Origin of the sequence: Hydrocarboniphaga sp. (assembly GCF_028291725.1) — a bacterium.
In the GTDB taxonomy this organism is placed as follows: domain Bacteria; phylum Pseudomonadota; class Gammaproteobacteria; order Nevskiales; family Nevskiaceae; genus Hydrocarboniphaga.
In genome coordinates this window covers 25,979-48,765 of record NZ_JAQGNT010000026.1, presented here as the reverse complement: position 1 = coordinate 48,765, position 22,787 = coordinate 25,979, and the positions used below count along the sequence as shown (strand labels likewise).

Below are 22,787 nucleotides of genomic sequence, written 5' to 3'. Positions count from 1 at the left end.
ACAGTGAGATAGCGTCAATACCTCATGTGAAGTCTGGTGAATTGCCAGAAGCCGGTGGCGAGCGGGTCGAAATCTGCAATTTACGCCCCTCGCCCGCCGGCTCCAGCAGCAGGTCGAGGTCCGCCCGTGGCACGCCGGCACCGCCTTTTTCCGGCCATTCCACCAGCCACAGCGTCTCTTCCGGCGGATAGTCGTCCAGGCCGAGCTGGTCCAGGTCGGAGGCCTCGATTCGGTAAAGATCCATGTGCAGCACACGCCGGTCCGGCAGCTCGTAAGGCTCCATCAGCGTGTAGGTCGGACTGCGGATCGTGCCGGTCACACCAAGCGCGCGCAGCAGTTCGCGGGCCAGCGTGGTCTTGCCGGCGCCGAGCGTGCCGCGCAGATGAATCACCGCGCCGCGCTGTTCGCGCAGCGCTACCGCCAACTCGCGGCCGAATGCGGCGGTGGCCTCGGCATCGGCCAGAAAACGCTCTCCGGATCGGATCGAGGCCAGGCTCATGGATTGACCACATCACGCAGGGCTTCGATCAGATCGCTCGGCAAAAGCCCGCGTTCTCCGCCACGGGCCGCCAGGTCGCCGGCGCGTGCGTGCACCAGCACACCAATACGCGCCGCGTCTTCCAGCGGCAGCCCCTGCGCGAGCAGGGCGGCAACGATCCCGGTCAGGGTATCGCCCATGCCGCCGCTGGCCATACCTGGATTGCCGTAGGGGCAGACCGCCATTTCGCGACCACCGATGAGGCTGCCGGCACCCTTCAGAATGACGCAGCCGCCGTAGCGCGCGACCAGCGCGCGGGTCGCGGCGAGGCGGTCGGCCTCGATTGTCTTCACGTCGCAGCCGAGCAGGCGCGCTGCTTCCCCAGGATGCGGCGTCAACACCCAGTTGCCGCGCCGGCTCGGCGCCTCCGCCAGCAGGTTCAGCGCGTCCGCGTCCACCACCAGCGGCAGATCGGTCTGCAGCACCGCCTGCCACAGATCGCGGCCCCATTGATTTTGGCCGAGGCCGGGGCCGATCGCGATGACGCCGGCTTTTTCCAGCAGAGGCTTCAATTCGCCGGCATCGGCGACACCGCGGAACATCGCTTCGGGCTGCGCAGCTGCGAGCGTGCCGGCCTGTTCGGTGCGAGTCGCGACTGCGACCAGGCCCGCGCCGGTGCGCAGGGCGGCGCGCGCCGCGAGCAGGATCGCACCGGCAAAACCGGTATCGCCGCCGATCAGCAGCGCGAAACCATTGCTGCCCTTGTGCGCGCCGCGGGGGCGCCTCGGCAGCGCCGCGTGCAGATCGCCGGCGTCAAGCAGCTGCGCCAGCGACGCAATGCCTGGGTCGGGAACGACACCCAGATCGTCGAACCCGCGTTCGCCCGCGTGCTCCGGCCCCTGCCCGGTATACAGCCCGAACTTGCGGCCGATGAAGCTGACCGTCAGATCCGCCCGGACCGCCTGCCCCAAGGGCTGGCCGGTGTCGGCGGCGAGCCCGCTGGGCACATCGACCGCGAGCACCCAGGCGCCACTGGCGCGGATCTCGGCGATCGCCGCAGCCGCCGCATGCACCGGCGGCCGCGACAGGCCGGTGCCGTAGAGCGCGTCGACGATCAGGCTCGCACCAACGAGCGCGCCCGGCGCATACGGATGCACCGTGCCGAGCAGGCGCCAGGCGGCGCGGGCCAGTGCGGCCTCGGTGCCCGGGGCAGGTTCGCCGATCGCCCATACGCGCACCTCGCAGCCGGCGTGCTTCGCCAGCGTCGCGATCTCGTACCCGTCTCCGCCGTTGTTGCCTGGCCCGCAGACGATGTCGATCCGCGACGCATCCGGCTTGCGCTCGCACAGCGCCCGCCAGGCCGCGGCCGCTGCGCGCTGCATCAGCGCGTAACCGGCATCGGTGCGGCCATCGATCGCGACACGATCGATCTCGCGCACCTGCGCCGCCGAATACAATCGGCGCTGGTTCCGGTTCTGTTCTCGACCCTCGCTCACGGCAGCCATCCTCTGTGATGCCCGATTCTCGCCCAACATGATAGCCGCGGATTCCCTGCCCTCCCTGGTCGAAGACATTCGACTGTGGGCACGCGAACTGGGCTTTGCCGACGCCGGCGTGGCGCATCTGGATCTGGGCGAGGATCTGGCGCATCTGCACCACTGGCTGGAACGCGGCGATCACGGCGGCATGGACTACATGGCGCGCGATCCGGCGCAGCGCGCCGACCCACGGCTACTGCGTCCGGGCACGCTGAGCGTGATCAGCCTGCGCATGGACTATCGCGCCGGCTCGCTCGAAGCGGCGCGAGATCAGCTGGCCGATGGTAACGCGGCCTACATCGCGCGCTATGCGCTGGGCCGCGACTATCACCGCACGATGCGAGGCCGCCTGCTCAAGCTCGGCAAGCGGCTCGATGCCGCCATTGGAGAGCACGGCTATCGCGTGCTCACCGACAGCGCGCCGGCGCTGGAAAAAGCGCTGGCGCGCAACGCCCGGCTCGGCTGGATCGGCAAAAACACACTGCTGCTGAACCGTCAGGCCGGCTCGCTGTTTTTCCTAGGCGAAATCTATACCGACCTGATGTTGCCGCCGTCGGCCAGCGAAGCGGTCGCCGATCTCTGCGGCAGCTGCAGCGCCTGCCTGGACATCTGCCCGACCCAGGCTTTCACCGCGCCGTACCGGCTCGATGCGCGCCGCTGCATTTCCTACCTGACCATCGAGCATCACGGTGCAATTCCAGAAGAACTGCGCCCGCTGATCGGCAATCGCATTTTCGGCTGCGATGACTGCCAGCTGGTATGCCCATGGAATCGTTACGCGCGGCTCAGCGAAGAGCCGGACTTCGCGCCGCGCCACAGCCTGGATTCAGCGACGCTGATCGGACTATTTTCGTGGACCGAAGACCAATGGCTCGCCAAAACTGAAGGCATGGCGCTACGCCGCGCGGGCTATCCGCGCTGGCTCAGGAACATCGCAGTCGCGCTGGGCAATGCACCGCATAGCGCGGCGACAGTTTCAGCCCTACAGTCACGCGCGGACTTCGATGACGAGTTCGTGCGCGAGCATGTGGCCTGGGCTTTGGAGCGGCAGACATGTAGGTTGGGGTGAGCGCAGCGAACCCCAACGGGTTCCGCGCCGATGTTGGGGTTCGCGATGCTCACCCCAACCTACCTACCGGCAAACCGCGTCGCTACCCGCCGGCAATGCCACCGCCGCCGTACGTGTGTCGGCAATTGTTGCCGCCAACGTCGGCGGCACTTCGGCAATCTGGTCCAGCGCCGCCAGCGCATCCGCACGACAGCCGCGCTCGATCCTCACCTGAGCCAGATTGTTCAAGGCCGCTGGATCGGCGTCGATCGCCACCGCTGCATCGAGCGCTTTTTCGGCGCCGGATAAATCACGCTGTGCATATCGCGCATTCGCGAGCGCCTGCCAGACCAGCGCGTCGCCCGGCCAGCGCTGCGCCGCCGATTCGTAGGCCGTCAGCGCACGATCGTTCTGCTTCAGGGCTTCCAGCGGCGCGACCGCCGCGATCCAGTCGTGTGCGGTCACGGCGATCGGCGGCGGTGCCGTCGGGTCGGCGATCACGACGGCCCAGCGCTCGCCGAGATCCCAGGTCTGCAGAAAGCGCGCGAGCGACAGGCGTTCACGTTTCTTCGAGCCAGAACGCAGAATGATTTCGTTGGCACTGGCGTCCCAGCCGACGATGACCGCGTAATGCCAAGCCGGCAGGCTTTTCAAACCGAGATTCTGCAGCAACAGCACCGGACGCTGTTCGCTTAGCGGCGACAGCAGCGCCTCCAACCGCGGCGCAAGCCGCACCGCGACGCGCTGGTGCGTGCGCACCGCAGCCAGCAGTTCCGCCTGCAGCGCACCTTCGCGGCCGGGAATATAAATCTCGCTGGCGAGCGCATCAGGCGTCACCGGAACATGATCGGCATTCAGTACGGTCGCCAATGCGGCAGGACCGCATTGATGGATTTCCTGCGGGAAAAATGGGGTTTCCGTCAGCTCGAGCTTCGGCTGAGCGGTCACCGGACCCAAGGGAAGCTTGCCAAGTTGCGGGCTCAGTGCACAACCCGTCGCACCCAGCACGCAGGCAAACAAAACGGCGAGCCCGAAGGCTCGCCGTTGGTTCATCGACCGCTTTGATCCGATCTTCAAAAACTCCTTTTCAGAAGCGCGAGAAGATGTGAGTCACGCCCACCAGTTCGAGCACGATCAGGATGATGAACACCAGGCCTACGACCCAGATCAAACCGGCGCCGGCCGGCTGCTGATCGATGTTCATCGCCAGCTGCTCGAGTTCGGAGTCACTGAGCTTGGCGACGCGGGCGTCGGCCACATCGGGAGCAACGCCCCAGGCAACCAGCTGCTGCTTGACGTCGGCCCGGGCCAGGAAACCCTGGATCTGCGCAACACGCGCTTCGCGAACGTGACCTGCATCCGCGTTGACCAGTTGCTCGGTGGAGACCATTGCCGCATTCGCCGGCACCCACGAGGACACTGCGAGCATCGCCGCAATGACGACGCCGCTGATCAAACTCCGTTTATTGCCCATAGAACACTCCCTTCAAAATCGTGGCTGTAAATGTCAAGGAAATCCTAGCCTCTATTTTTCATGAAGTACAACTATTTGTTTTATATCAGTAGGTTAAGCTCTTGTTCAGCAACTCGCGCGTGGAGGCGTCCAGCAAAACTTCTTCTCCGTTCATGGCCTTGAGCACGGTTTGCGCCAGGCTCTTGCCGAGCTCGACGCCCCATTGGTCGAAGGCGTTGATGTCCCACAGCAGCGACAGTACGAACGTGCGGTGCTCGTACAAGGCCATCAAGGCGCCAAGGTGATAGGGATCGAGCCGCTGTACCAGCAGCGTGCTGCTGGGCCGGTTGCCAGGGAAAACCCGGTGCGGAATCGCCTGCTCCAGTTCGCTGCCCGACAGCTTGACGGATAACTCGGCACGCACCTCGTCGGCGGACTTGCCCCGCATCAGCGCGGCGCTCTGCGCCAGGCAATTCGCGATCAGCATCTGCTGCTGCTCGGGCCAGGGATGGGTTGCGCGCACCGGCAGGATGAAGTCGACCGGGTGTACGTCACTGCCCTGGTGCAGCATCTGGAAGAACGCGTGCTGGCCGTTGGTGCCGACATCGCCCCAGAGCGCCGGCGTCGTCGATACCGCAAGCGGAGATCCATCTCGATGCACGCGCTTGCCGTTGGATTCCATCTCCAGCTGCTGCAGCCAGTGCACGAAGTGCTCGAGGTTCTGCGCATACGGCGCGACGACCTGGGTCGGCGAGTCGAGAAAGTTGCGGTTCCACACCGCCAGCAATGCCATCAGCACCGGCAGATTGGACGCCGGAACGGTCTCGCAGAAATGCCGGTCCATTGCATGCGCGCCGTCCAGCCACTCGCGAAAGCGCTGCGGACCCAGCGCCAGCATCAGCGACAGGCCGACCGCCGACCAGACCGAATAGCGGCCGCCGACCCAGTCCCAGAATTCGAACATCCTGGCGGGATCGATGCCGAAACGCCGGACCTCGGCGGCGTTGGTCGATACCGCGATGAAGTGCTGCGACACCGCGCTCTCGCCAAGCGCGCGCACCAGCCAGCGCCGCGCGGCGCCGGCGTTGGCCATCGTCTCCAACGTGGTGAAAGTCTTGGAGGTGACGATGAACAGCGTGCTGGCCGGCTCGAGATCGGCCAGCACGGCGGCCAGCTGCGCGCCGTCGACATTGGCCACGTAATGCGTGCGCGGGCCGTCGCAGAAATCGATCAGGGCCTCGTTGACCATGCGCGGGCCGAGGTCCGATCCACCGATGCCGATGTTGACGACATGGCTAAACAGCTCGCCGGTGGCACTGCGATGCCGCCCGTCGCGAACGCGGCTCGCGAACTCCGCCATCCGGTCGAGCACGCGGTGCACGTTGACGTTGACGTCCTGGCCATCGACGACGACCTTGCCGTAGCCCTTGGGCGCGCGCAGAGCGGTGTGCAGCACCGCGCGGTGTTCGGTCGGGTTGATGCGCTCGCCCGACATCATCGCCGCGACGCGGCCGCTCAGATCCTGCTGCTGCGCCAGCCGCTGCAGCGCCGCCAGCACCTCGGCGTCGATACGCTGCTTGGAATAGTCCAGGTAGACCCCGCAGGCCTCGGCCGCGAACCTCGTCGCCCGCCCCGGATCGGCGTCGAACAACTCGACCAGGGTTTTTTTGCGAAAGGCTACGGCCAGTGCGGCCAGGTTCTGCCAGGCGGAAGTCTGAGTCAGCGACATGGGAGGGACTTTAGGTTCGTCGCCCCAAGCTTAGCCGGGTTTTCTTGAATACCGACCGCCACGCTCAAAAAAATGTAGGTCGGCAATCCTTTGCCGACGTGCGCGCTCCGATGCGCAATCACCGTCTCACGTCGGCAAAGGATTGCCGACCTACGGGCTCGTGGCGCTCGACTTACATCCAGTGATAATTGAAGCTGATGCTGATGCGCTCGGCCGCGACCGGGTTCGGCGGCACTTCGTGGCGCAGCCAGCTTTCGAACAGGATCAGCTCACCGGCCTTGGCCGGATAAACGATGTGCGGGCGCTGCTCGGGCACCGTATCGGCGCTGCGCGGCGGTGCCGCCATCATCTGCGACAGGCGCGGATCTTCGAACTTCAAACCCGGGCAGCCGCGCGGCGTCTTCACGTAGTAAGTGCCGCTGACCGCCGACTGCGGATGCAGATGGAAGGAATGCGCGCTCCCCTGCGGCATGATGTTGAGCCAGCAGTCGGTCATCTCCAGGCTGCGGCCGCCGAGTTCCCAGTGCAGGGATTTCGCGTAGCGGCGCACATGCGTGTCGAGCTTGCGGCGCAGTTGATCGAAGGTCGACGAGAACTGGTGCAGGCGGTCCATCGAGCCATAACTGGTATAGCCGCCGTGATAGTTGGCCTGCGACCAGTTGCGGCCGGCGCGGTCGAAGTCGCGCAGCTGCACCGCTTCCCGCAGCAGCTCACGGTTCAAGGCCAGGGCGGCGCTTCCAGAGGAAAGCGGCGCCTGGTAGATCAGCGTCGGAAACCAGGCCTGGACGCGGCTATCGCCACGCCCGGAGCGGCGACTCAAGCCGCCTGGACCGGGATCGTGTTCGTTGTGCGCACGACGCGGTTGGTCTCGTCGCAATAGACCAGGCGCGGCTTGAAGACGCGAGCCGCGCCCTCTTCCATCTCGCCGTAAGCGCAGATGATCACGCGATCACCGACGCGGGCCTTGTGGGCCGCGGCGCCGTTCACCGAGATGATGCCGGAGCCCGCCTCGGCTCGGATCGCATAGGTCGTAAAGCGCTCGCCATTGTTGATGTTATAGATCTGGATCTGCTCGAATTCGAGCAGTCCCGCCAGGTCCAGCAGGCGGGAATCAATCGCGCAGGATCCGTCGTAGTCGAGCTCGGCGTGCGTGACGCGCGCACGATGGAGCTTGCACTTGAGCATCGTCAGTTGCATGGGTTTTAGTCCAACTGGCTTGCGATTCCTGGGTGGCCCACCAAGACATGCACCCGGAGATCAAGTTTGCGGCGGAAGCGGGCGGCCCAAAAAGACATGCACCCGGGCGACGGTCACAACATGATCGGTCAGAATCGTGTAGGTGCCGGAACCGGCCGCGAGTGTATCCGCACGTATGGTGAGCGGCAACCATTTTGTAATAAGTAAAGACAGCCCCCGGAACGGCGGCAACCGACCTCCGGTTCAGGCCGCCACTTCGAGGTTGTCGATCAGCCGCGTGCGGCCCAGATGAGCGGCCACCAGCAGCACCCAACCGCGGCCGCCGGCCCGGGGAGCGCCGAGGTCGTCGGGATCCCGGATTGCCAGGTATTGCGGCTTGAAGCCCTGGTGCTCGAGCAGCTTTTTGGCCTCGTCTTCCAGGGCCTGGAAATCCCGCGAACCGGTGCGCAGACGCTGCGCCACCGCCGACAGCGCACGGAACAGGCCCGGCGCCACCGGGCGCTCGCTCTGGTTCAGATACTGGTTGCGCGACGACATCGCCAGGCCGTCCGGCTCGCGGCGCGTCGCCACGCCGACGACCTGCAGCGGCATATGCAACTCGGCGACCATCCTCCGGATCACCATGAACTGCTGATAGTCCTTGCGGCCGAACATCGCGAAATCCGGCTGCACGATGTGGAACAGAATACTGACAACCGTGGCGACACCTTCGAAGAAACCGGGGCGGAACTCGCCTTCCAGCAGCCCTGATATCCCCGGCACCGAAACCTGGGCGATGTTCGAGCGGCCGCGGGGGTACATCTCGTCGACACTGGGCGCGAACACCAGGTCGCAGCCGGCCGGATCGAGCCGCGCGCAGTCGTCCGGCAAGGTGCGCGGATACCGGTCGAAATCCTCGTTCGGCCCGAACTGCAGCGGATTGACGAAGATGCTGGCGACGACCCGGTCGGTCTTGGCCTTGGCTTCAGCGACCAGGTCCAGATGCCCCGCATGCAGGTTGCCCATGGTCGCGACAAAACCGACCGATTCGCCGTTCGCACGCCAGGCGGCGATTTCGCGCCGCACTTCGGCCACCGTGTGCACCAGACGCATGCGGCTACTACTCGCTCAGAAACAGTGAGCCGGAGCCGGATAGGCGCCCGACTTCACCTCGGCAACGTAGGCGCGGAACGCAGATTCGATGTCCAGCGCGCCCGCCATGAAGTTCTTGACGAAGCGCGGCGTACGGCCGAGCGTGACCATCGGCGAGATATGCAGGATGTCGTGCATCACCAGAATCTGGCCGTCGACCGCAGGCCCCGCGCCGATGCCGATCACCGGCACCGGGCTGGCTTCGGTGATGCGCCTGCCGAGTTCGGACGGGATGCATTCCAGCAGCAGCAGGTCGGCACCGGCCTCGACCAGCACGTGCGCGTCGTGCAGCATCGCCTCGGCGGCGGCCTCGTCGCGGCCCTGCACTTTGAAGGCCCCCATCTTGTGCACGAACTGCGGCTGCAGGCCGAGGTGCGCGCAGACCGGGACGCCGCGCACCGCCAGGTATTCCACGATGCTCGCCTGCTCGCGTCCACCCTCGAGCTTGACCATCTTGGCGCCGCCTTCCTGCATCAGCCGCTGCGACGAATCCAGCGCCCGATCCAGGGTCGCGTACGACAGGAAAGGCAGGTCGGCAACCAGGAACGCCCGCTTCAGATGCGGCGCGACACAGCGCGCGTGATAGACGATGTCCGAGACCGTGACCGGCGTCGTCGTATTGCCGCCGTGGAGCACCATGCCCAGTGAATCGCCGATCAGGATGAAGTCGACACCGGCGCGGTCCTGCACCAGCGCGAAGCTCGCGTCGTAGCAGGTCAGGCTGGCGATCTTTTCGCCGCGGCTGCGCATCGCGCGCAGCTCGACGATGTTCACCGGCTTGAGGTTTTTTTCAGGCTCCATGGGATCGCACTCGAGGCCGGGGGGATGAAGGCGGCGCGACTATACCAAAGACATCGCCGGCAACCGCTGGCGCGGCGCATCGCCGGCCAGCGCGTCGAGCAGCAATTGATAGTGCGCATCGTCGCCGAGCAGATCAAGACTCCCGGTATCGACCTCGATCAGCCGCGCGGCGCGCGCTGTGATGAACCAGCGGCCATAGGCATCGGCAAGCCGGGCCAGATATTCCGGGTCGATACCGGCCTCGTAGCCGCGGCCGCGCTTCTCGATCCGCTGCAGCAGCGTGCTCAGCGGTGCCTGCAGGTGGATGATGCAGTCCGGCGCCGGCACGTCCATCGCCAGGCGCTCGAAGACTCTCGAATACAGCTCGAAATCGACGCGCGACAAAGTCAGCTCGGCAAACAGCCGGTCCTTGTCGAAGGTGAAATCGGCAACCCAATTGTGCGAGAACAGATCGCCCTGTTGCAGCTCCTCGGCCTGCCCTGCCCGCTGCATCAGGAACGTCAGCTGGGTCGGCAGCGCAACGCGCGCGGGATCGCGATAAAAGCGCGGCAGAAACGGGTTCGCCTCAGGCTTTTCCAGCAGCAGGCGCGCATCGAGACTCCGCGAAAGCCGTTGCGCCAGCGAAGTCTTGCCGGCACCGATCGGCCCTTCGATCGCTACATACATCGCGATACCCGCGGACCTCAGGTAAGCCACATCGACAGGTCGTCGCGCGGGATGCGCGCCGCGAGTTCGGCAACCCGGCCGACGCCAGGAATCTCGAGCAGCGGTGCGATCTCGGCCAGCGGCGCCACCACGAAATTACGCCTGGCGATGCCCGGATGCGGCAGGCGCAAACCCGCGGTGGCCGAACGCACGCCCTCGATATGCAGCAGATCCAGATCGATGCGCCGCGGGCCCCAGTGTTCGCCGCCGCGCACGCGGCCGGCCTGGCGCTCGATCTCCAGCAGCTGGCTCATCAGGCTCGCCGGCTCGATGCCACACTCGACCGCGCACACGGCGTTGCAGTATTCGGGCTGTTCCGGCGGCCCCATCGGCGGCGAACGATACAGGCTCGACACCGCGAGCAGGCGCAGGCCCGCAATCCGGCCGATCGCCTGCAGCGCATCGCGGATCTGCTGCGCGGGATCGTCGAGATTGCTGCCGAGCCCGACATAGGCCGTCGGCACCACAGCCGGCTGGGGCATCGTCGTCACACCACCTGAAACCACGTCGGGCAATAGCTTATGACGGATCGGTCGCGGTCTCGGGGCCGTCGGCTTCGGAGTCGCCCGCCGCATCCGGGCCCCGGCGGTTGCGGCCGCCGCGACGGCGGCGACGCTTGCGCGGCGGAGCCGCCTCGGACGTGCCCGCCTCAACCAGCAGATCGTCCGGGGAGAGATCCGGCGGCTCCGGCAGGTCGCCGCCCTTCTGCGCCTCGGTCCACCAGGCGGCCAGTTCGGCCAGCGCCGGGTTGCCGGAACTCTCGCCGCGCACCAGAAGAAAGTCGTAGGCGGCGCGGAATTTCGGGTGCGTCATCAGGCGGCGCGCGCGCGTCGCGGCGGTCTGCTCGAAGCGCGGCTGCAAATCCCAGATGTCGCGCATCGGCAACGAGAACCGCTTCGGGATCGCGACGCAGGCGATGGTCCGCGCGATCACTTCTTCGCCGGCCTGCTGCATCGCCGGCAAGGGCTCGCAGCCCTGCTCGACGCGCAACTGCGCGGCGCGCGCCTCCACCGCCGGCCACAGCAGGGACGCATATAAGAAGGCCGGGCTGACCGGCAGACCGCTCTGCATACGTTGCGCGGTGCTGCGCAAGGCGGCATTCACGAACGCCAGGTTCTCCGGCCTGGCCAGGTGCGGATCGAGCACCGGGAACAGCTGGCGGAACAGGCCGTAGACGCGCATGCCGTACAAATTGTCTTCGGCTTCCTTCGACAACAGCAGCTTCAGCACTTCGTCGAACAGCCTCGCCGCCGGGATCTCGCGCAGCAGCGGTGCCAGCCGCGCGATCGGCGCGGCGGTGGCTTCGTCGATGCGAAAGTGCAGCTTGTTGGCGATACGGATCGCCCGCAGCATGCGCACCGGGTCTTCGCGGTAGCGCAGCTCCGGGTCGCCGATCAGCCGGATCACGCCGGACTTCATGTCCTCGATGCCGGTGGTGAAATCGACGATCGAATAGTCGCGGATGTCGTAATACAGCGCGTTGACGGTGAAGTCGCGCCGGATCGCGTCCTCCTCCAGCGTGCCGTAGACGTTGTCGGACAGGATGCGCCCGGTCTCATCACGCTTGTGCAGATCGGTGATCGCGCCGCGGAAGGTCGTAGTCTCGACGATCTCGTCGCCAAACCGCACGTGGCAGATCACGAACCGCCGCCCGACCAGGCGGCAGGAGCGGAACAGCGGCTTGACCTGCTCCGGGTGCGCGTTGGTCGCGACGTCGAAATCCTTGGGCTCGAGCCCCGCCAGCAGATCGCGCACGCCGCCGCCAACCATGTAGGCCTCGTAGCCGGCGTCTTTCAGGGTGTAGAGCGTCTTGAGCGTGCCGCTCGAGATCATCGAACGGGAAACATGGTGCTCGGCGCGGGGAATGCGTCTGAGTGAGGTCAAAAAAAACTTCCGTCTGGTGCCGCGCGGGTTGACTTTGCTTACTTTGATTTTTTGGCGCGGACCGCATTGTCTGGCGGCGACGCTTCCGTATAATACGCGACTCGCAGCTGTGCTCCTATCGTCTAGAGGCCTAGGACGGGGCCCTCTCAAGGCCTAAACCCGGGTTCGAATCCCGGTAGGAGCGCCAAACATGTCCTGTATTTGTCCGGCCGACCGGTTTCGGCCACCGGGCCGATCGGGATCTTCGTAGCGAATCTGGCAACTCGCCGCCTTCGGATCGAGGACAACTTTCGCCACAAGAGTCTGCGGGGGCTGCCTTCGCGCCTTCCGGCTCGAAGCAGTTCAGGCAGTTGCTGAAGCGCTTCGGCACCGCCGCAATCATCTCCCTGCAAATGTCGGAAAAGCTCGGTCGGACGCTGCACGTACTCGCGCTCGGCGCGCCAAAGCTCAGCCGCGAATCAGAATCGTAAAGGCGGCAACCCTCTAGTCATCTTCCAAATCCAACGGAACTCTAATGGGGGCGTCACGATCCCGAGCATGCACCGCAAGAGTTCGGCTTATGCACTGCTCAAAAAAACGTGGTGTCTGAACACGTTGAGAAAAATCTGAGATTAACTGCTCGCAATCGTATAGTTCCTTGCGAATTGCAAGTCGAAGCAACTGGATCCTGTGCCGGCTTTCCGCTGCGCTATCCTGTATTGAAAGGCAAACCTCCTCAGCAAGCTTCCTATCATTAATTGGGACATCAAAAATTACATTTCCCAGATACTCCGAGTTCGTCGGTAGCACCCGCAAATGGAATAGTCCAGATGCCGTTACTTTCACGTAATCATCAGATGATAGCCCTTTGTTTTTCTGATGATCGGCAACGATTAACGCATCTCTTTGCAGAGTTTCAGCAGCCCACATGACATCTTCGGTTGTGTATCCTAGAAGATTGAGGTGCCGCACAACTTCCGGAACGTGCACATATCCTTCCAAGCGCAACGAACCTTTTGTTTTGCGTAAGCCCGATAAGAATTTCAGTAGTTCAGGAATGAGAAAAATATTGCAAGTTACTGAGTTCTCTGGGATTGCGAAAATATTGAATACGTAACCATGACTTGGAAGGTAGAATTTATATTTTGTGCGCATCAATACACGGAAGACTAGCCATTCTGGAATATATGTATCTTTGCCAACCGTCATGTTAAATATTCGACTATCAGATAAATAACCTGACATGAGAAAGCTAGAGAACATCTCCAAGGCATTTCGAATGTTCTTACCGGATAAGGCTTCAAGCACAAGCCGACTTTGGCGATCGGGATGAAAAAGCGAAAGGTAAATTGAGAAAAGGTATTCACCAACTAATGTTGTTGGGTATTCAATATGCATTCCGTTGTCCAAAACATACTTCTGTTTGGACTGAGCCTCCCTACTCAAGTGAGCTATTGCCAGTTCGAGACGCTTTTTCACAACATTGACAAAGCGCGGCGGCGAAATGCGGAAGGTAAATTGCTTTAAAAAAGCATCGAGAGGTGGCTGATTTCTGTATGCGTCATATGTCTCATCTCTCAGAGTGAGAATCACTATGCAAGGATTTCGATGCCGAAACCATTGAGCCGATTGAAAGATTTTCAGCTGCTGGTCACGGCTCCGTCGATCAACATTATCGAAGACCACAATAAGTGGAAGGCTCTTGTCCTTCACAAAAAAACGAACTATTCCAGCGCAGAGCTTTTGCGGATCGTCCGTCCACTGTCCAACAAGCTCGGCAATTTTTAGATCATATTCTTTCTTATTTTGCTTCTTAACAACCGAAAGGCTTTGTGCCGAAACTTTTGCGATATCGGGACCAAAAAATTTTAGAAGATTTGGATAGTGAAGAAATGTCTCACCTTCCTGTTTTTCAAGTTCATTTACTAACTCAGCGGATATCCAGTTCTCCACATCATCGAGTGAATCAGACGCAGTATTGAAGTTCAGCGTTACTGTCCGCAATCTCTGCTTCAGCTGATCATTCATCAGAAATGAAAAGTATCTTTGAATGAACATTGATTTTCCGGCGCCAACACCGCCGAGCAGGATAATCAATGGATCTGGTACGCCTTTTCTGTCTTCCCACACTTTCTGTAAAGCACTGTCTACGGCTGGGGCACGCGTCTTTGTAGTTTCGATTGCGGATACATTCACTTGGGAAGGCACACGGTCTTTGAGCAATGCTTCTAAGTCTGCCTCGTATTTTGTTATTTCATCTGAAGAAACGTAGCCCTTATGCAGTACTTCGTCCGAGTATTGCGTTACGTCGGGATCAAAGTAACGACGCAGGAGAGGATAAAGTTGTGCAGAAAATGTGTTTCCGACAATTTCTTCATTTTGCCTAGTTGATCCGCCTAACAAAGCTATTGGTCTAAATCGATTTATAGGCGCGAGAAGCCGTTTGACTTTTTGAACTCCAGTTAGAAGCACATCCCGCTTAAGCATATTTCTCAGGGATTCAAGTGCAGCTGTTCCTGGACGCAATTCGTCGAGATCAAACTTTAACAAATCCAACTCTGAGTCGGATGGGCCACAAATAAGTGTACGACCGTTCGTTGACAGGACGACGCTGACGGGGTTGATGCCTGTTGGATACCCTTTATTTATCTCCGCTGCGTAAAGTCGAGCTTCTCGGTATCCAATCGTGGCGATCGTGCCGGGTTCTTTCGCCTCGACCACAAGCACCGGCTGCCCGCCCAGATATAGGAGGTAGTCTGGGTAGTAACCCAACCGCTTACCGGCGCCCTTATCGATTTCGCTGGGAGATAGATAAGATTTGGTCAGTATCTCGCCGTCGGTGAAGTCGAGGAGATCGGTAAGAAGCGGATATATAAACTTCTGTTCAACATCGCTTTCTGTTATATATAAGCTTTTGTCAATAGCGAACATGGGTACTCACCGGAAAAGCTTCTATGCCCGCGCGTGCAAAAGCTGCGCCCTAGGTCAAACAGTATTGAATCGCGAGCGCGCTGGCCACTATTTAGAGTCAGATCGGCGTGCAAGTACCGCTAGGAGGAATACGTTACAGGCTGTTGCACCTGCTTCATGTCTTCACTGCCCAGCCTCCGCGCGCCCCAAGTAACTGATCTATTCAACCGCGACCGGTGCGTCACCAGCCTCGGGCCGGTCGAGCGTCGGTGCCAGTTTTTGCGCCTTGGCCGCTGCCGGGGATTTCTGGAACGAGAACCTGGCCTCCTTGTCCAGCCGCGTCAGCTCCTTCACGCTTTCCCGTGCCGATCTCGTGGTTTTTCTGCTCTCGATCAGATTCCAGAGCAGCAACAGGCATGCAGCGATCGAACCCACCGCAAAAATCCACAGCGGCAGCAGCAGCCGCTCGGTGGAAGCGGCCGCACGCTGGGCCGCGTCATTCGCCATCGACACCGCCATCAGCATCTGGGCGTGTTGCCTGTCCAACGCAAACTCCCGGTCTCTCAAGCGCTCGGTCTCCGCCGGGTCTGCGATCAGCCTGACGTTCTGAATCGCCGCAGCCGTGGCCTGCGGCGGGGTCGGCGCTTTCGCGGCGGCAGGCTTGGGAGCCGCTTTCGCAGCGGCCGGCTTCTTCTGCTGAGACGGAGCCGTCGCGGCAACGGCCGCGACACTCATCGCCAGCGACAGCGCACCCGCAAGGCAGCAACCGAGCATCGCCGCCGCCAAGCTCGTACCGAGTCTCGAACTCTTTACCGCCATTTGAACCCCCAAGGATTTCCGTAGCCGCCAACTATGCATGGCGTCGCGGCGTCGCGCATAGCACGAACCCGGCCCGGACCGAGCACACATCAGCACTACGGCCCTGCAGGATGAAAGCCATGCGCCAGCATCAATCCACACGCAGACGGGGCCGGGCTTGCGGCTTCTGCATGCGCAATTCCGCAAGCGCCTGGCGGCTCACGCTGACAGCCGCGCTCAGCCCCAGCACGGCCATCACGACGGCAACTGCAGTATCCGGATAGCCGGTCGACGTACCGAATACGCCGAACGCCGCGACCAACACCGCCACATTGCCGAGCGCATCGTTGCGCGAGCACAACCACACCGCGCGCATGTTGGCGTCGCCGTCGCGGAACGCATAGAGCATCGCGGCCACGCTGAAGTTCGCCAGCAATGCGACAGCGGCGACGATCCCCATGGTCGCCGCGGACGGCACCACGCCGGCCATGCCCGCCCGCAGCGCCTGCGCCAGGACGAACCCGCCATAAAGCCCCATGGACACAGCCTTGATCAGCGCGGTCCGCGACCGCCACACCGGCAGCAGCGACAAGGCCAGCAGCGACAGGCCGTAGTTGGCGGCGTCGCCGAAGAAATCGACCGCGTCGGCCAGCAGCGACACCGATCCTGCGCCCCAACCGGCGACCAGTTCGACTCCGAACATCGTCAGGTTGATCACCAGGGCCAGCCACAGGACGCGCCGGTAACGCGGGGAAACGGGCTGGGCTTGCCGAGCGGAACCACAATCGTGGCAGTGGGCGGACATGGTCGACTCCTGTGGGGCTGCGCGCATTGAGCGCCCTGTAGTAACTTCAGGGTCAAGACTTATTTACGGCAAAGATCATGACCTCGGCAGGCCTGAAGATCGGCGAGCTGGCCACACGCCTGAAGATTCCGGTCGAAACGATCCGCTATTACGAGCGCGAGCATCTGCTGCCGCAAGCGCGGCGCACCGAGGGCAACTACCGCCTGTACGATCCGGCGCAGGTGGAACGGCTGGCCTTCATCCGCAACTGCCGCGCGTTCGACATGACGCTGGACGAGGTCCGCAAGCTGTTGCAGCTGCGCGACGCGCCGGAGCAGGAATGCGGCGGCGTGAATCAGCTGCTGGACGAGCATATCGGGCATGTCGGCGAACGCCTCGCCGAGCTGCACCGACTGAAGGATGAGCTGCGGCAGCTGCGCGGCACCGCCGCCAACCCAGTTGCCGGCGCCAGGAACGCGCTGGTGACCGTCGGGCGCAGAGGGCTGATTCTGTCCGCGGCATGAAGGCGGCGCTGTTGCGGGTGTCGCCTGATCGATGAACTGTAGGAGCGGCCCTTGGCCGCGATTGTGCCGGTGAAGCCTCAATCGCGGCCAAGGGCCGCTCCTACAGTTCCAATCCTTGCACGTCGGCGCCGGCCCAGCGCCATCCGGTAAAGCCCCGGCAGCACCAGCAAGGTCAGCAGCGTCGACGAAACGATGCCGCCGATCACCACCGTCGCCAGCGGGCGCTGGACCTCGGCGCCGATGCCGGTGTTGAAGGCCATCGGCACGAAGCCCAGGCCGGCGACCAGGGCCGTCATCAGCACCGGCCGCAGGCGCGTCAGCGCGCCCTGCACGACCGCATCGTCGATCGCCATGCGTTCGTTCTGCCGCAGTTGCCGGATGAAGCTGACCATGACCAGGCCATTGAGCACGGCGACGCCGGACAGCGCGATGAAGCCGACGCCGGCCGAGATCGACAAGGGGATGTCGCGCAGCCACAGCGCCAGCACGCCGCCGGTCAGCGCCAGCGGCACGCCGGAGAAAATCACCAGCGCCTCGCGCAGCGAGCCGAAGGCCAGCCACAGCAGGCCGACGATGAGCGCCAGCGTCAGCGGCACGACGATCGCGAGCCGGCGGCTGGCCGATTCCAGCTGTTGAAACGTGCCGCCGTATTCCAGCCAGTAGCCGGCCGGCACCGTGACCTCCGACGCGACTTTGGAGCGCGCCTCGGCGACGAAGGAGCCCAGGTCGCGTTCGCGGACGTTGGCGGTGACGACGACGCGGCGCTTGCCCTGCTCGCGATTGATCTGGTTGGGTCCCTCGCCCAGCGACAGCGTCGCGACTTCGGCCAGCGGTACGAAGCTGCCGTTTGCCAGCGGCACCGGCAGCGCGCCCATCGCGGCGAGATCGGTGCGCAAGCTCTCCGGCAGACGGACCAGAATCGGGCTGCGCCGGTCGCCTTCGAAAATAGTGCCGGCCTCGTCGCCGCCGTAGGCGGTGGCCACCAGCTGCTGCAGGTCGGCGATGTTCAGGCCGTAGCGCGCGAGCAGCTCTCGCTTCGGCTCGACCGTGAAGATCGGCAGACCGGTGGTCTGCTCGACCTCCACATCGTGCGCACCGGTGATGGCTCCCAGGGTTTGCCGGATCTCGCCGGCGACTTGATTCAATACATGCAGATCGTCGCCATAGACCTTGACCGCGACGTCGGTGCGCACGCCGGAGATCAGCTCGTTGAAGCGCATCTGGATCGGCTGCGTGAACTCGTAGTTGTTGCCCGGAATCCGCGCAACACGCTGCTGAAGTTCGTCGACGAGCACGCTCTTGGGCTTGCGCGGGTCCGGCCACTGCGCGCGCGGTTTCAGCATCACGAAGTTGTCGGCCACCGAAGGCGGCATTGGGTCGTTGGCGACTTCGGCGGTGCCGAGCTTGGCGAAGATGCGCTCGACCTCGGGCTGCTGCATCACCGCGTTCTCGAGCTGGCGTTGCATCGTGATCGCCTGCGTCAGGCTGGTGCCGGGAATGCGCAGCGCATGCATCGCGATGTCACCTTCATCGAGGTTGGGGATGAACTCCGAGCCCATGCGCGTCGCCAGCACGCCGCAGAACACGAGCAGCCCGGCCGCGATCGCGAACACCGCCACACGCCAGCGCAGCGCCTGCGTCAGCAGCGGCTCGTAGACGCGCCGCGCCGCACGCATCAGCCAGACTTCGCGCTCGGCGACCGGGCCGCGGAACAGCAGCGCAATACTCGCCGGCACGAACGTCAGCGACAGCAACAGCGCCGCGCTCAACGCCATCACCACGGTGATCGCCATCGGGTGGAACATCTTCCCTTCGACACCGGTCAGCGCAAAAATCGGCAAGTAAACCGCGGCGATGATGCCGACGCCGAACAGGCTCGGGCGTATCACCTCGTTGGTCGCGGCGAACACCAGGTTCAGGCGCTCGTCCCGGCTCAGCCTGCGGCCGCCGTGCGCGGCCAGCGCCAGATGGCGCAGGCAGTTCTCGACGATGATCACCGCGCCGTCGACGATCAGGCCGAAGTCCAGCGCACCCAGCGACATCAGGTTCGCCGACACGCCCTGCTGCACCATGCCGCTCAGCGTCAGCAGCATCGCCAGCGGAATGACCGCCGCGGTCAGCAGCGCCGCACGAATATTGCCGAGCAGCAGAAACAGCACGACGACGACCAGCAGCGCGCCTTCCGCCAGATTCTTGGTCACGGTCTCCAGCGTCCGGTCGACCAGTCGCGTGCGGTCGTAGACCGCGCTGGCCTCGATTCCCGCCGGCAGCGAGGCGTTGATATCCACCAGCTTCTGCGCCGCGGCCCTGGCGACCGTGCGGCTGTTCTCGCCCATCAGCATGAACACCGTGCCGAGCACGACTTCGTGGCCGTTCATCGTCGCCGCGCCGGTGCGCAGATCCGAGCCCAGCTCGACCTGCGCGACATCGGCAACGCGCACTGCTACGCCGTGATGCACACCGACCACGATGCGCTGCAGATCGGAGATGCCGCCAGCCTGCCCCGGCACGCGGATCAGCTGCTGCTGGCCGTTCTTCTCGACATAGCCGGCGCCGCGGTTGCCGTTGTTCGCCAGCACCGCATCGACCAGCTGCTGCAGGCTCAGGCCGTAAGCCAGCAGCTTCGCCGGTTCCGGCTGAATCACGAACGCGCGCTCGTAGCCGCCGATTGAATTGACCTCGACCACGCCGGGCACGCGCAACAGCTGCGGCCGCACGATCCAGTCCTGCGCGCTTTCCAGATCCATCGCGGTGACCGGCGAGCCGTCGGGATTCTTCGCGTTCGGCCGGGCATCGACCGTGTACATGAAGATCTCACCCAGGCCGGTCGCGATCGGCCCGAGTTGCGGCTCCAGGCCGGCGGGCAGTTCGGAGCGGACCGCCTGCAGGCGCTCAGTGACCTGCTGCCGCGCGAAGTAAATGTCGGTGCCATCGGCAAACACCACCGTGACCTGCGACAGGCCGTAACGCGACAGCGAGCGCGTATAGGCCAGCCGCGGCAGCCCGGCCATCGCGGTTTCGACCGCGTAGCTGACGCGCTGCTCGGCCTCCAGCGGCGTGTAGCCCGGCACCGCGGTATTGATCTGCACCTGCACGTTGGTGATGTCGGGCACGGCGTCGATCGGCAGGCGCTGATAACTCCAGACACCGATCGCCGAGCAGGCCAGTACCAGCAACAACATCAACACGCGCCGCCGGATCGCGAAGCGCAGCATCGCCTCAATGATCATGGCTGGCTCCGGATTTCTCGATGTCGGCCTTGATCAGATAGCTGTTGCCGGACACGTAGCGCGCGCCAGTCTTCAAGCCCGACAACACTTCAACGACTTCGCCGTCGCGACGGCCCAGCTGCAACATCCGCACTTCGTACTGATCGCCGACCTGCTCGAACACCACGGTGAAATCGCGGAAGCGCTGCAGACCGGCTTCCTTGACCGCCAGCGGCACATCGGCAGCGCCGACCTGCAGCTGCGCATTGACGAACAGGCCCGGCGTCCAGGCACGCTGAGCATTGTCCAGCGACACGCGGACCGTATGCGCCTGATTGGCGCTGTCGCCGACCGGCGCCACGCGCGTCACCTCGCCCTCGCCCGCCAGCTCGCCATCGGCCGCGCGCACACGCACGCGCTGGCCGGGGCGGATGCGCGAAAGATCGCGCGGGAACACAGCCAACTCGGCCCAGACCTTGTCGAAACGGCTGACGACGAATAGCGGATCGCTGCCAGCCTGCTCGCCGGCATTGGCGTGGCGCTCGGTGATCACGCCGGCGATCGGCGACGTCACCGCGTAGACCTGCAGGCTGTCGTTGCTCTCGACGCGCGCCAGCACCTCGCCGGCGCGAACCTCGTCGCCGAGGGATTTTGCGAGCGAGCGGATCGTACCCGGAAAACGCGCCGCGACGCTGCGCACGCTCTCGGCATCCGGAACGATGCGGCCGCTGAGTTCGATCGCATCGACGATCGTCGCCGGGCCCGCCATGTCCACGACAATGCCGGAGGCTTTGGCGATCTCGGCATCGATACGGGTGCGGCCCTCGAAACTGTCGTAGCTCCAGCGATACGCCTGGCCTTGATGCTCGGCGGCGACCACCACCGAGAACGAATGCGGCTCGTGAACGATGCCGTCGCCTTTCAGATAGTCACCCTCGGGTGCAAAGAGGAACCGGTTCTTCTCGCCATCCAGCCGCGTCAGCTCGACACTCAGATTCGCCGGCACCAGCTTCTGCGCCGACGTCGCCCAGGCGCGGTACTGCGGCTCCATGCCCTGCTCGAAGATCAGCAACTCGACCGCGAACGGGCCGTCGACCAGCAGGCGGCCGCCGTGCGGACCCTTGGCGACTTCCGCTTCGGCAGCGTCGTGCTCGCCGGCCGGCTCGCTCGCGGGTTTCGTGCAGGCGACAGCAAGCGCGCAGAAAAACAACGCAGCCAGGATTCGTATCGTCGGGTTCATTGGGGTTCTCATTGATGACCTGCCGACGGCGCGTTGCTCGCAGCCTGTCCGCTCAGCCTCTGCATTTCGATCAGCGTGACGTGGTAACTGGCCGCGGCTTCGATCATTCGTCGGCGCTGCGCGGCCCATTCCGCTTGCGCGTCGCGCAGCTCCATCAGCGAATAGCGGCCGCGCTCATAGGCGTAGCGCGTCTGCTCCAGCGCACGCTCTGTCGCCGGGATGATCCGATCACGCTGCGACTCGAACTCGACGCGCGCGTGATTCAGCTCCTGATACAGCTCGAACAGCTGGGCCTGCGCCTTCAGGTAAGCCACTGCTTCGTCGGCGGCGACCTGGTCCCGCTGCGCCTCGGCCTCGGCGATACGGCCGCGCTCGCGCGAGGGCGCGAACAGCGGAATCGAGGCCGAGAACACCAGGCCAATATCATCGGTCCGCTCCTGACGGCGCAGACCAGCGCCGAGCGTGACACCGGTGATCGCACGCGCCTGCGCCAGGCGCAGTTCGGAATCGCGTACGCGCGCCAGGCTGGCAAAGCGCAGGAACTCCGGTGTCGATCGCACGCGCGCCAGCAGCGAGTCGAAGTCAGAGACTGCAGGCAGCGAGCCCAGATCGCCGGCCGCCTCGCCGAAGTTCGCATCGGCCGCTCCGGTGGCCGCGGCCAGATGACGACGCGAGCTGCGCAACTCATGCTCGGCGTGCTCTTCTTCGAGCCGCGCGCGTTCCAGCGTGACCTCGGCGCGAAAGCGCTCCGCCAGCGGACTGCGCGCGGCGCGCACGCGACGTTCGACATCCGCCGCGGTCGCCGCGGCCAGCACGCTGGCCTCGCGGGTGATGCCGAGCTGCACCTGGTCCGAGAGCACATGCACGAAGCGCCGCGCGACTTCGGCGCGCACGTCCATGCGGGCGGCCTGGGCCTCGACTTCGTGACTCGCGTATTCGGCCTCGGCGGTTTCGACGCGGCGATCGCGCAGGCCGCCGCGTTCGATCAGCTGGCTGAAGGACAGCGTGGTTTCGGCTGCGCGCGCAGCGTGCAGCTCGCCGCTGCCCAGCACATTCTCGACCTCCAGGCCGAGTTCCGGAGCGGGGCCGACGCCGGCCTGCGTGATCCGCGCGCCGGCCCTGCGCAGCGCCGCCTGCTGCGAGGCGAAGATCGGGTGCTGGCGCTCAGTGCGGGCCAGTGCCTGTTCGAGCGTCAGCGGCGGTGGCGCAGCGCCCGCAGACGCGGGCTCATCGGGACTCGCGCACAGCGAGCCCGGGCATAGCAGGGCGGCCGCAAGCACGGCGCGCGCCAAGGGGGAAAACATGGAGACCTCTCATCGGCATGCGGGCCCAGAACAAAAAAAGCAAGAACGGGCGCCGCGAAATGGCTTTAAAAAGCG

20 protein-coding genes and 1 tRNA gene are annotated in these 22,787 nt (G+C 64.0%); 3 read left to right on the top strand and 18 right to left on the bottom strand.

The genetic code is table 11. From position 1 onward, the window contains the following. Nucleotides 1-22: 22 nt before the first annotated feature. Nucleotides 23-499 carry a tRNA (adenosine(37)-N6)-threonylcarbamoyltransferase complex ATPase subunit type 1 TsaE gene (gene tsaE / locus JWQ90_RS06935; protein ID WP_299691221.1) on the bottom strand — a complete coding sequence of 159 codons (477 nt, stop codon included), beginning with the start codon at nt 497-499 and terminating at the stop codon, nt 23-25. Next, nucleotides 496-1,974 carry an NAD(P)H-hydrate dehydratase gene (locus JWQ90_RS06930; protein WP_299691218.1) on the bottom strand — a complete coding sequence of 493 codons (1,479 nt, stop codon included), beginning with the start codon at nt 1,972-1,974 and terminating at the stop codon, nt 496-498. The genes tsaE and JWQ90_RS06930 overlap by 4 nt, the downstream gene beginning before the upstream one ends. A gap of 37 nt (nt 1,975-2,011) precedes the next feature. On the opposite strand from JWQ90_RS06930, the gene queG reads away from it, so the two are divergent. After that, complete coding sequence (gene queG, locus JWQ90_RS06925; protein ID WP_299691215.1) at nt 2,012-3,085, top strand: tRNA epoxyqueuosine(34) reductase QueG; 1,074 nt, start codon at nt 2,012-2,014, stop codon at nt 3,083-3,085. A 63-nt stretch (nt 3,086-3,148) separates the two neighbouring features. Here queG and JWQ90_RS06920 read toward each other — a convergent pair whose 3' ends face one another. The 10 genes from JWQ90_RS06920 to pcnB all read right to left on the bottom strand — a co-directional run bounded on the left by JWQ90_RS06920 (nt 3,149) and on the right by pcnB (nt 11,964). Beyond that, nucleotides 3,149-4,117 carry a PA2778 family cysteine peptidase gene (locus tag JWQ90_RS06920; RefSeq protein WP_299691212.1) on the bottom strand — a complete coding sequence of 323 codons (969 nt, stop codon included), beginning with the start codon at nt 4,115-4,117 and terminating at the stop codon, nt 3,149-3,151. A 34-nt stretch (nt 4,118-4,151) separates the two neighbouring features. Beyond that, on the bottom strand, nt 4,152-4,538 hold the full coding sequence (locus JWQ90_RS06915) for a PA2779 family protein (RefSeq protein ID WP_299691210.1): 387 nt from the start codon (nt 4,536-4,538) through the stop codon (nt 4,152-4,154). An 85-nt stretch (nt 4,539-4,623) separates the two neighbouring features. Further along, nucleotides 4,624-6,246, bottom strand: a complete 1,623-nt coding sequence (gene pgi / locus JWQ90_RS06910) for a glucose-6-phosphate isomerase (protein WP_299691207.1) — start codon at nt 6,244-6,246, stop codon at nt 4,624-4,626. Nucleotides 6,247-6,418: 172 nt separating this feature from the next. Next, on the bottom strand, nt 6,419-7,066 hold the full coding sequence (locus tag JWQ90_RS06905; protein WP_299691204.1) for a TIGR02466 family protein: 648 nt from the start codon (nt 7,064-7,066) through the stop codon (nt 6,419-6,421). Continuing rightward, complete coding sequence (panD, locus tag JWQ90_RS06900; RefSeq protein ID WP_299691201.1) at nt 7,063-7,443, bottom strand: aspartate 1-decarboxylase; 381 nt, start codon at nt 7,441-7,443, stop codon at nt 7,063-7,065. The genes JWQ90_RS06905 and panD overlap by 4 nt, the downstream gene beginning before the upstream one ends. Before the next feature lie 243 nt (nt 7,444-7,686). Next, nucleotides 7,687-8,535, bottom strand: a complete 849-nt coding sequence (gene panC / locus JWQ90_RS06895) for a pantoate--beta-alanine ligase (protein ID WP_299691198.1) — start codon at nt 8,533-8,535, stop codon at nt 7,687-7,689. A gap of 15 nt (nt 8,536-8,550) precedes the next feature. Further along, nucleotides 8,551-9,375, bottom strand: coding sequence for a 3-methyl-2-oxobutanoate hydroxymethyltransferase (gene panB / locus JWQ90_RS06890; RefSeq protein WP_299691195.1), 825 nt, complete (start codon nt 9,373-9,375; stop codon nt 8,551-8,553). Nucleotides 9,376-9,414: 39 nt separating this feature from the next. Then, on the bottom strand, nt 9,415-10,041 hold the full coding sequence (locus JWQ90_RS06885) for a deoxynucleoside kinase (protein WP_299691192.1): 627 nt from the start codon (nt 10,039-10,041) through the stop codon (nt 9,415-9,417). Between the two features lie 17 nt (nt 10,042-10,058). Further along, nucleotides 10,059-10,562 (bottom strand): 2-amino-4-hydroxy-6-hydroxymethyldihydropteridine diphosphokinase, encoded by a 504-nt coding sequence (folK, locus tag JWQ90_RS06880; RefSeq protein WP_299691189.1) that lies wholly within the window; start codon nt 10,560-10,562, stop codon nt 10,059-10,061. A 37-nt stretch (nt 10,563-10,599) separates the two neighbouring features. Continuing rightward, nucleotides 10,600-11,964 (bottom strand): polynucleotide adenylyltransferase PcnB, encoded by a 1,365-nt coding sequence (gene pcnB, locus JWQ90_RS06875; protein WP_299691186.1) that lies wholly within the window; start codon nt 11,962-11,964, stop codon nt 10,600-10,602. Between the two features lie 111 nt (nt 11,965-12,075). On the opposite strand from pcnB, the gene JWQ90_RS06870 reads away from it, so the two are divergent. Then, nucleotides 12,076-12,151, top strand: a tRNA-Glu gene (locus tag JWQ90_RS06870). Nucleotides 12,152-12,447: 296 nt separating this feature from the next. On the opposite strand, the gene JWQ90_RS06865 is transcribed toward JWQ90_RS06870, so the two are convergent. The 3 genes from JWQ90_RS06865 to JWQ90_RS06855 form a co-directional block, all read right to left on the bottom strand. Next, nucleotides 12,448-14,874, bottom strand: a complete 2,427-nt coding sequence (locus JWQ90_RS06865) for a type I restriction enzyme HsdR N-terminal domain-containing protein (RefSeq protein ID WP_299691183.1) — start codon at nt 14,872-14,874, stop codon at nt 12,448-12,450. A gap of 198 nt (nt 14,875-15,072) precedes the next feature. Beyond that, complete coding sequence (locus JWQ90_RS06860) at nt 15,073-15,639, bottom strand: hypothetical protein (RefSeq protein WP_299691181.1); 567 nt, start codon at nt 15,637-15,639, stop codon at nt 15,073-15,075. A 163-nt stretch (nt 15,640-15,802) separates the two neighbouring features. After that, the gene (locus JWQ90_RS06855; protein WP_299691178.1) at nt 15,803-16,456 is read right to left on the bottom strand and encodes a cation transporter; all 654 of its coding nucleotides are present in this window, start codon (nt 16,454-16,456) and stop codon (nt 15,803-15,805) included. A 77-nt stretch (nt 16,457-16,533) separates the two neighbouring features. On the opposite strand from JWQ90_RS06855, the gene cadR reads away from it, so the two are divergent. Further along, nucleotides 16,534-16,959 (top strand): Cd(II)/Pb(II)-responsive transcriptional regulator, encoded by a 426-nt coding sequence (cadR, locus tag JWQ90_RS06850; protein WP_299691175.1) that lies wholly within the window; start codon nt 16,534-16,536, stop codon nt 16,957-16,959. A 77-nt stretch (nt 16,960-17,036) separates the two neighbouring features. Here cadR and JWQ90_RS06845 read toward each other — a convergent pair whose 3' ends face one another. Genes JWQ90_RS06845 through JWQ90_RS06835 form a run of 3 tightly spaced genes read right to left on the bottom strand, consistent with a single transcriptional unit; the run spans nt 17,037 to nt 22,712 of the window. Continuing rightward, a complete protein-coding gene (locus tag JWQ90_RS06845; RefSeq protein WP_299691622.1) occupies nt 17,037-20,186 on the bottom strand; it encodes a CusA/CzcA family heavy metal efflux RND transporter in 3,150 nt (1,049 codons plus the stop codon). Then, nucleotides 20,179-21,408, bottom strand: coding sequence for an efflux RND transporter periplasmic adaptor subunit (locus JWQ90_RS06840; RefSeq protein ID WP_299691172.1), 1,230 nt, complete (start codon nt 21,406-21,408; stop codon nt 20,179-20,181). The genes JWQ90_RS06845 and JWQ90_RS06840 overlap by 8 nt, the downstream gene beginning before the upstream one ends. An 8-nt stretch (nt 21,409-21,416) precedes the next feature. Continuing rightward, nucleotides 21,417-22,712: a TolC family protein gene (locus JWQ90_RS06835; protein ID WP_299691169.1), complete on the bottom strand. Its 1,296-nt coding sequence runs from the start codon at nt 22,710-22,712 to the stop codon at nt 21,417-21,419. Between the last annotated feature and the right edge of the window lie 75 nt (nt 22,713-22,787).

Coding starts and splice junctions, on each gene's coding strand:
- panC (WP_299691198.1), bottom strand. CDS start 8,535: ATGCGTCTGGTGCACACGGTGGCCGAAGTGCGGCGCGAAATCGCCGCC.
- JWQ90_RS06915 (WP_299691210.1), bottom strand. CDS start 4,538: ATGGGCAATAAACGGAGTTTGATCAGCGGCGTCGTCATTGCGGCGATG.
- panB (WP_299691195.1), bottom strand. CDS start 9,375: ATGGAGCCTGAAAAAAACCTCAAGCCGGTGAACATCGTCGAGCTGCGC.
- JWQ90_RS06920 (WP_299691212.1), bottom strand. CDS start 4,117: ATGAACCAACGGCGAGCCTTCGGGCTCGCCGTTTTGTTTGCCTGCGTG.
- queG (WP_299691215.1), top strand. CDS start 2,012: ATGATAGCCGCGGATTCCCTGCCCTCCCTGGTCGAAGACATTCGACTG.
- folK (WP_299691189.1), bottom strand. CDS start 10,562: ATGCCCCAGCCGGCTGTGGTGCCGACGGCCTATGTCGGGCTCGGCAGC.
- JWQ90_RS06855 (WP_299691178.1), bottom strand. CDS start 16,456: ATGTCCGCCCACTGCCACGATTGTGGTTCCGCTCGGCAAGCCCAGCCC.
- JWQ90_RS06840 (WP_299691172.1), bottom strand. CDS start 21,408: ATGAACCCGACGATACGAATCCTGGCTGCGTTGTTTTTCTGCGCGCTT.
- pgi (WP_299691207.1), bottom strand. CDS start 6,246: ATGTCGCTGACTCAGACTTCCGCCTGGCAGAACCTGGCCGCACTGGCC.
- JWQ90_RS06865 (WP_299691183.1), bottom strand. CDS start 14,874: ATGTTCGCTATTGACAAAAGCTTATATATAACAGAAAGCGATGTTGAA.
- cadR (WP_299691175.1), top strand. CDS start 16,534: ATGACCTCGGCAGGCCTGAAGATCGGCGAGCTGGCCACACGCCTGAAG.
- JWQ90_RS06835 (WP_299691169.1), bottom strand. CDS start 22,712: ATGTTTTCCCCCTTGGCGCGCGCCGTGCTTGCGGCCGCCCTGCTATGC.
- tsaE (WP_299691221.1), bottom strand. CDS start 499: ATGAGCCTGGCCTCGATCCGATCCGGAGAGCGTTTTCTGGCCGATGCC.
- panD (WP_299691201.1), bottom strand. CDS start 7,443: ATGCAACTGACGATGCTCAAGTGCAAGCTCCATCGTGCGCGCGTCACG.
- JWQ90_RS06885 (WP_299691192.1), bottom strand. CDS start 10,041: ATGTATGTAGCGATCGAAGGGCCGATCGGTGCCGGCAAGACTTCGCTG.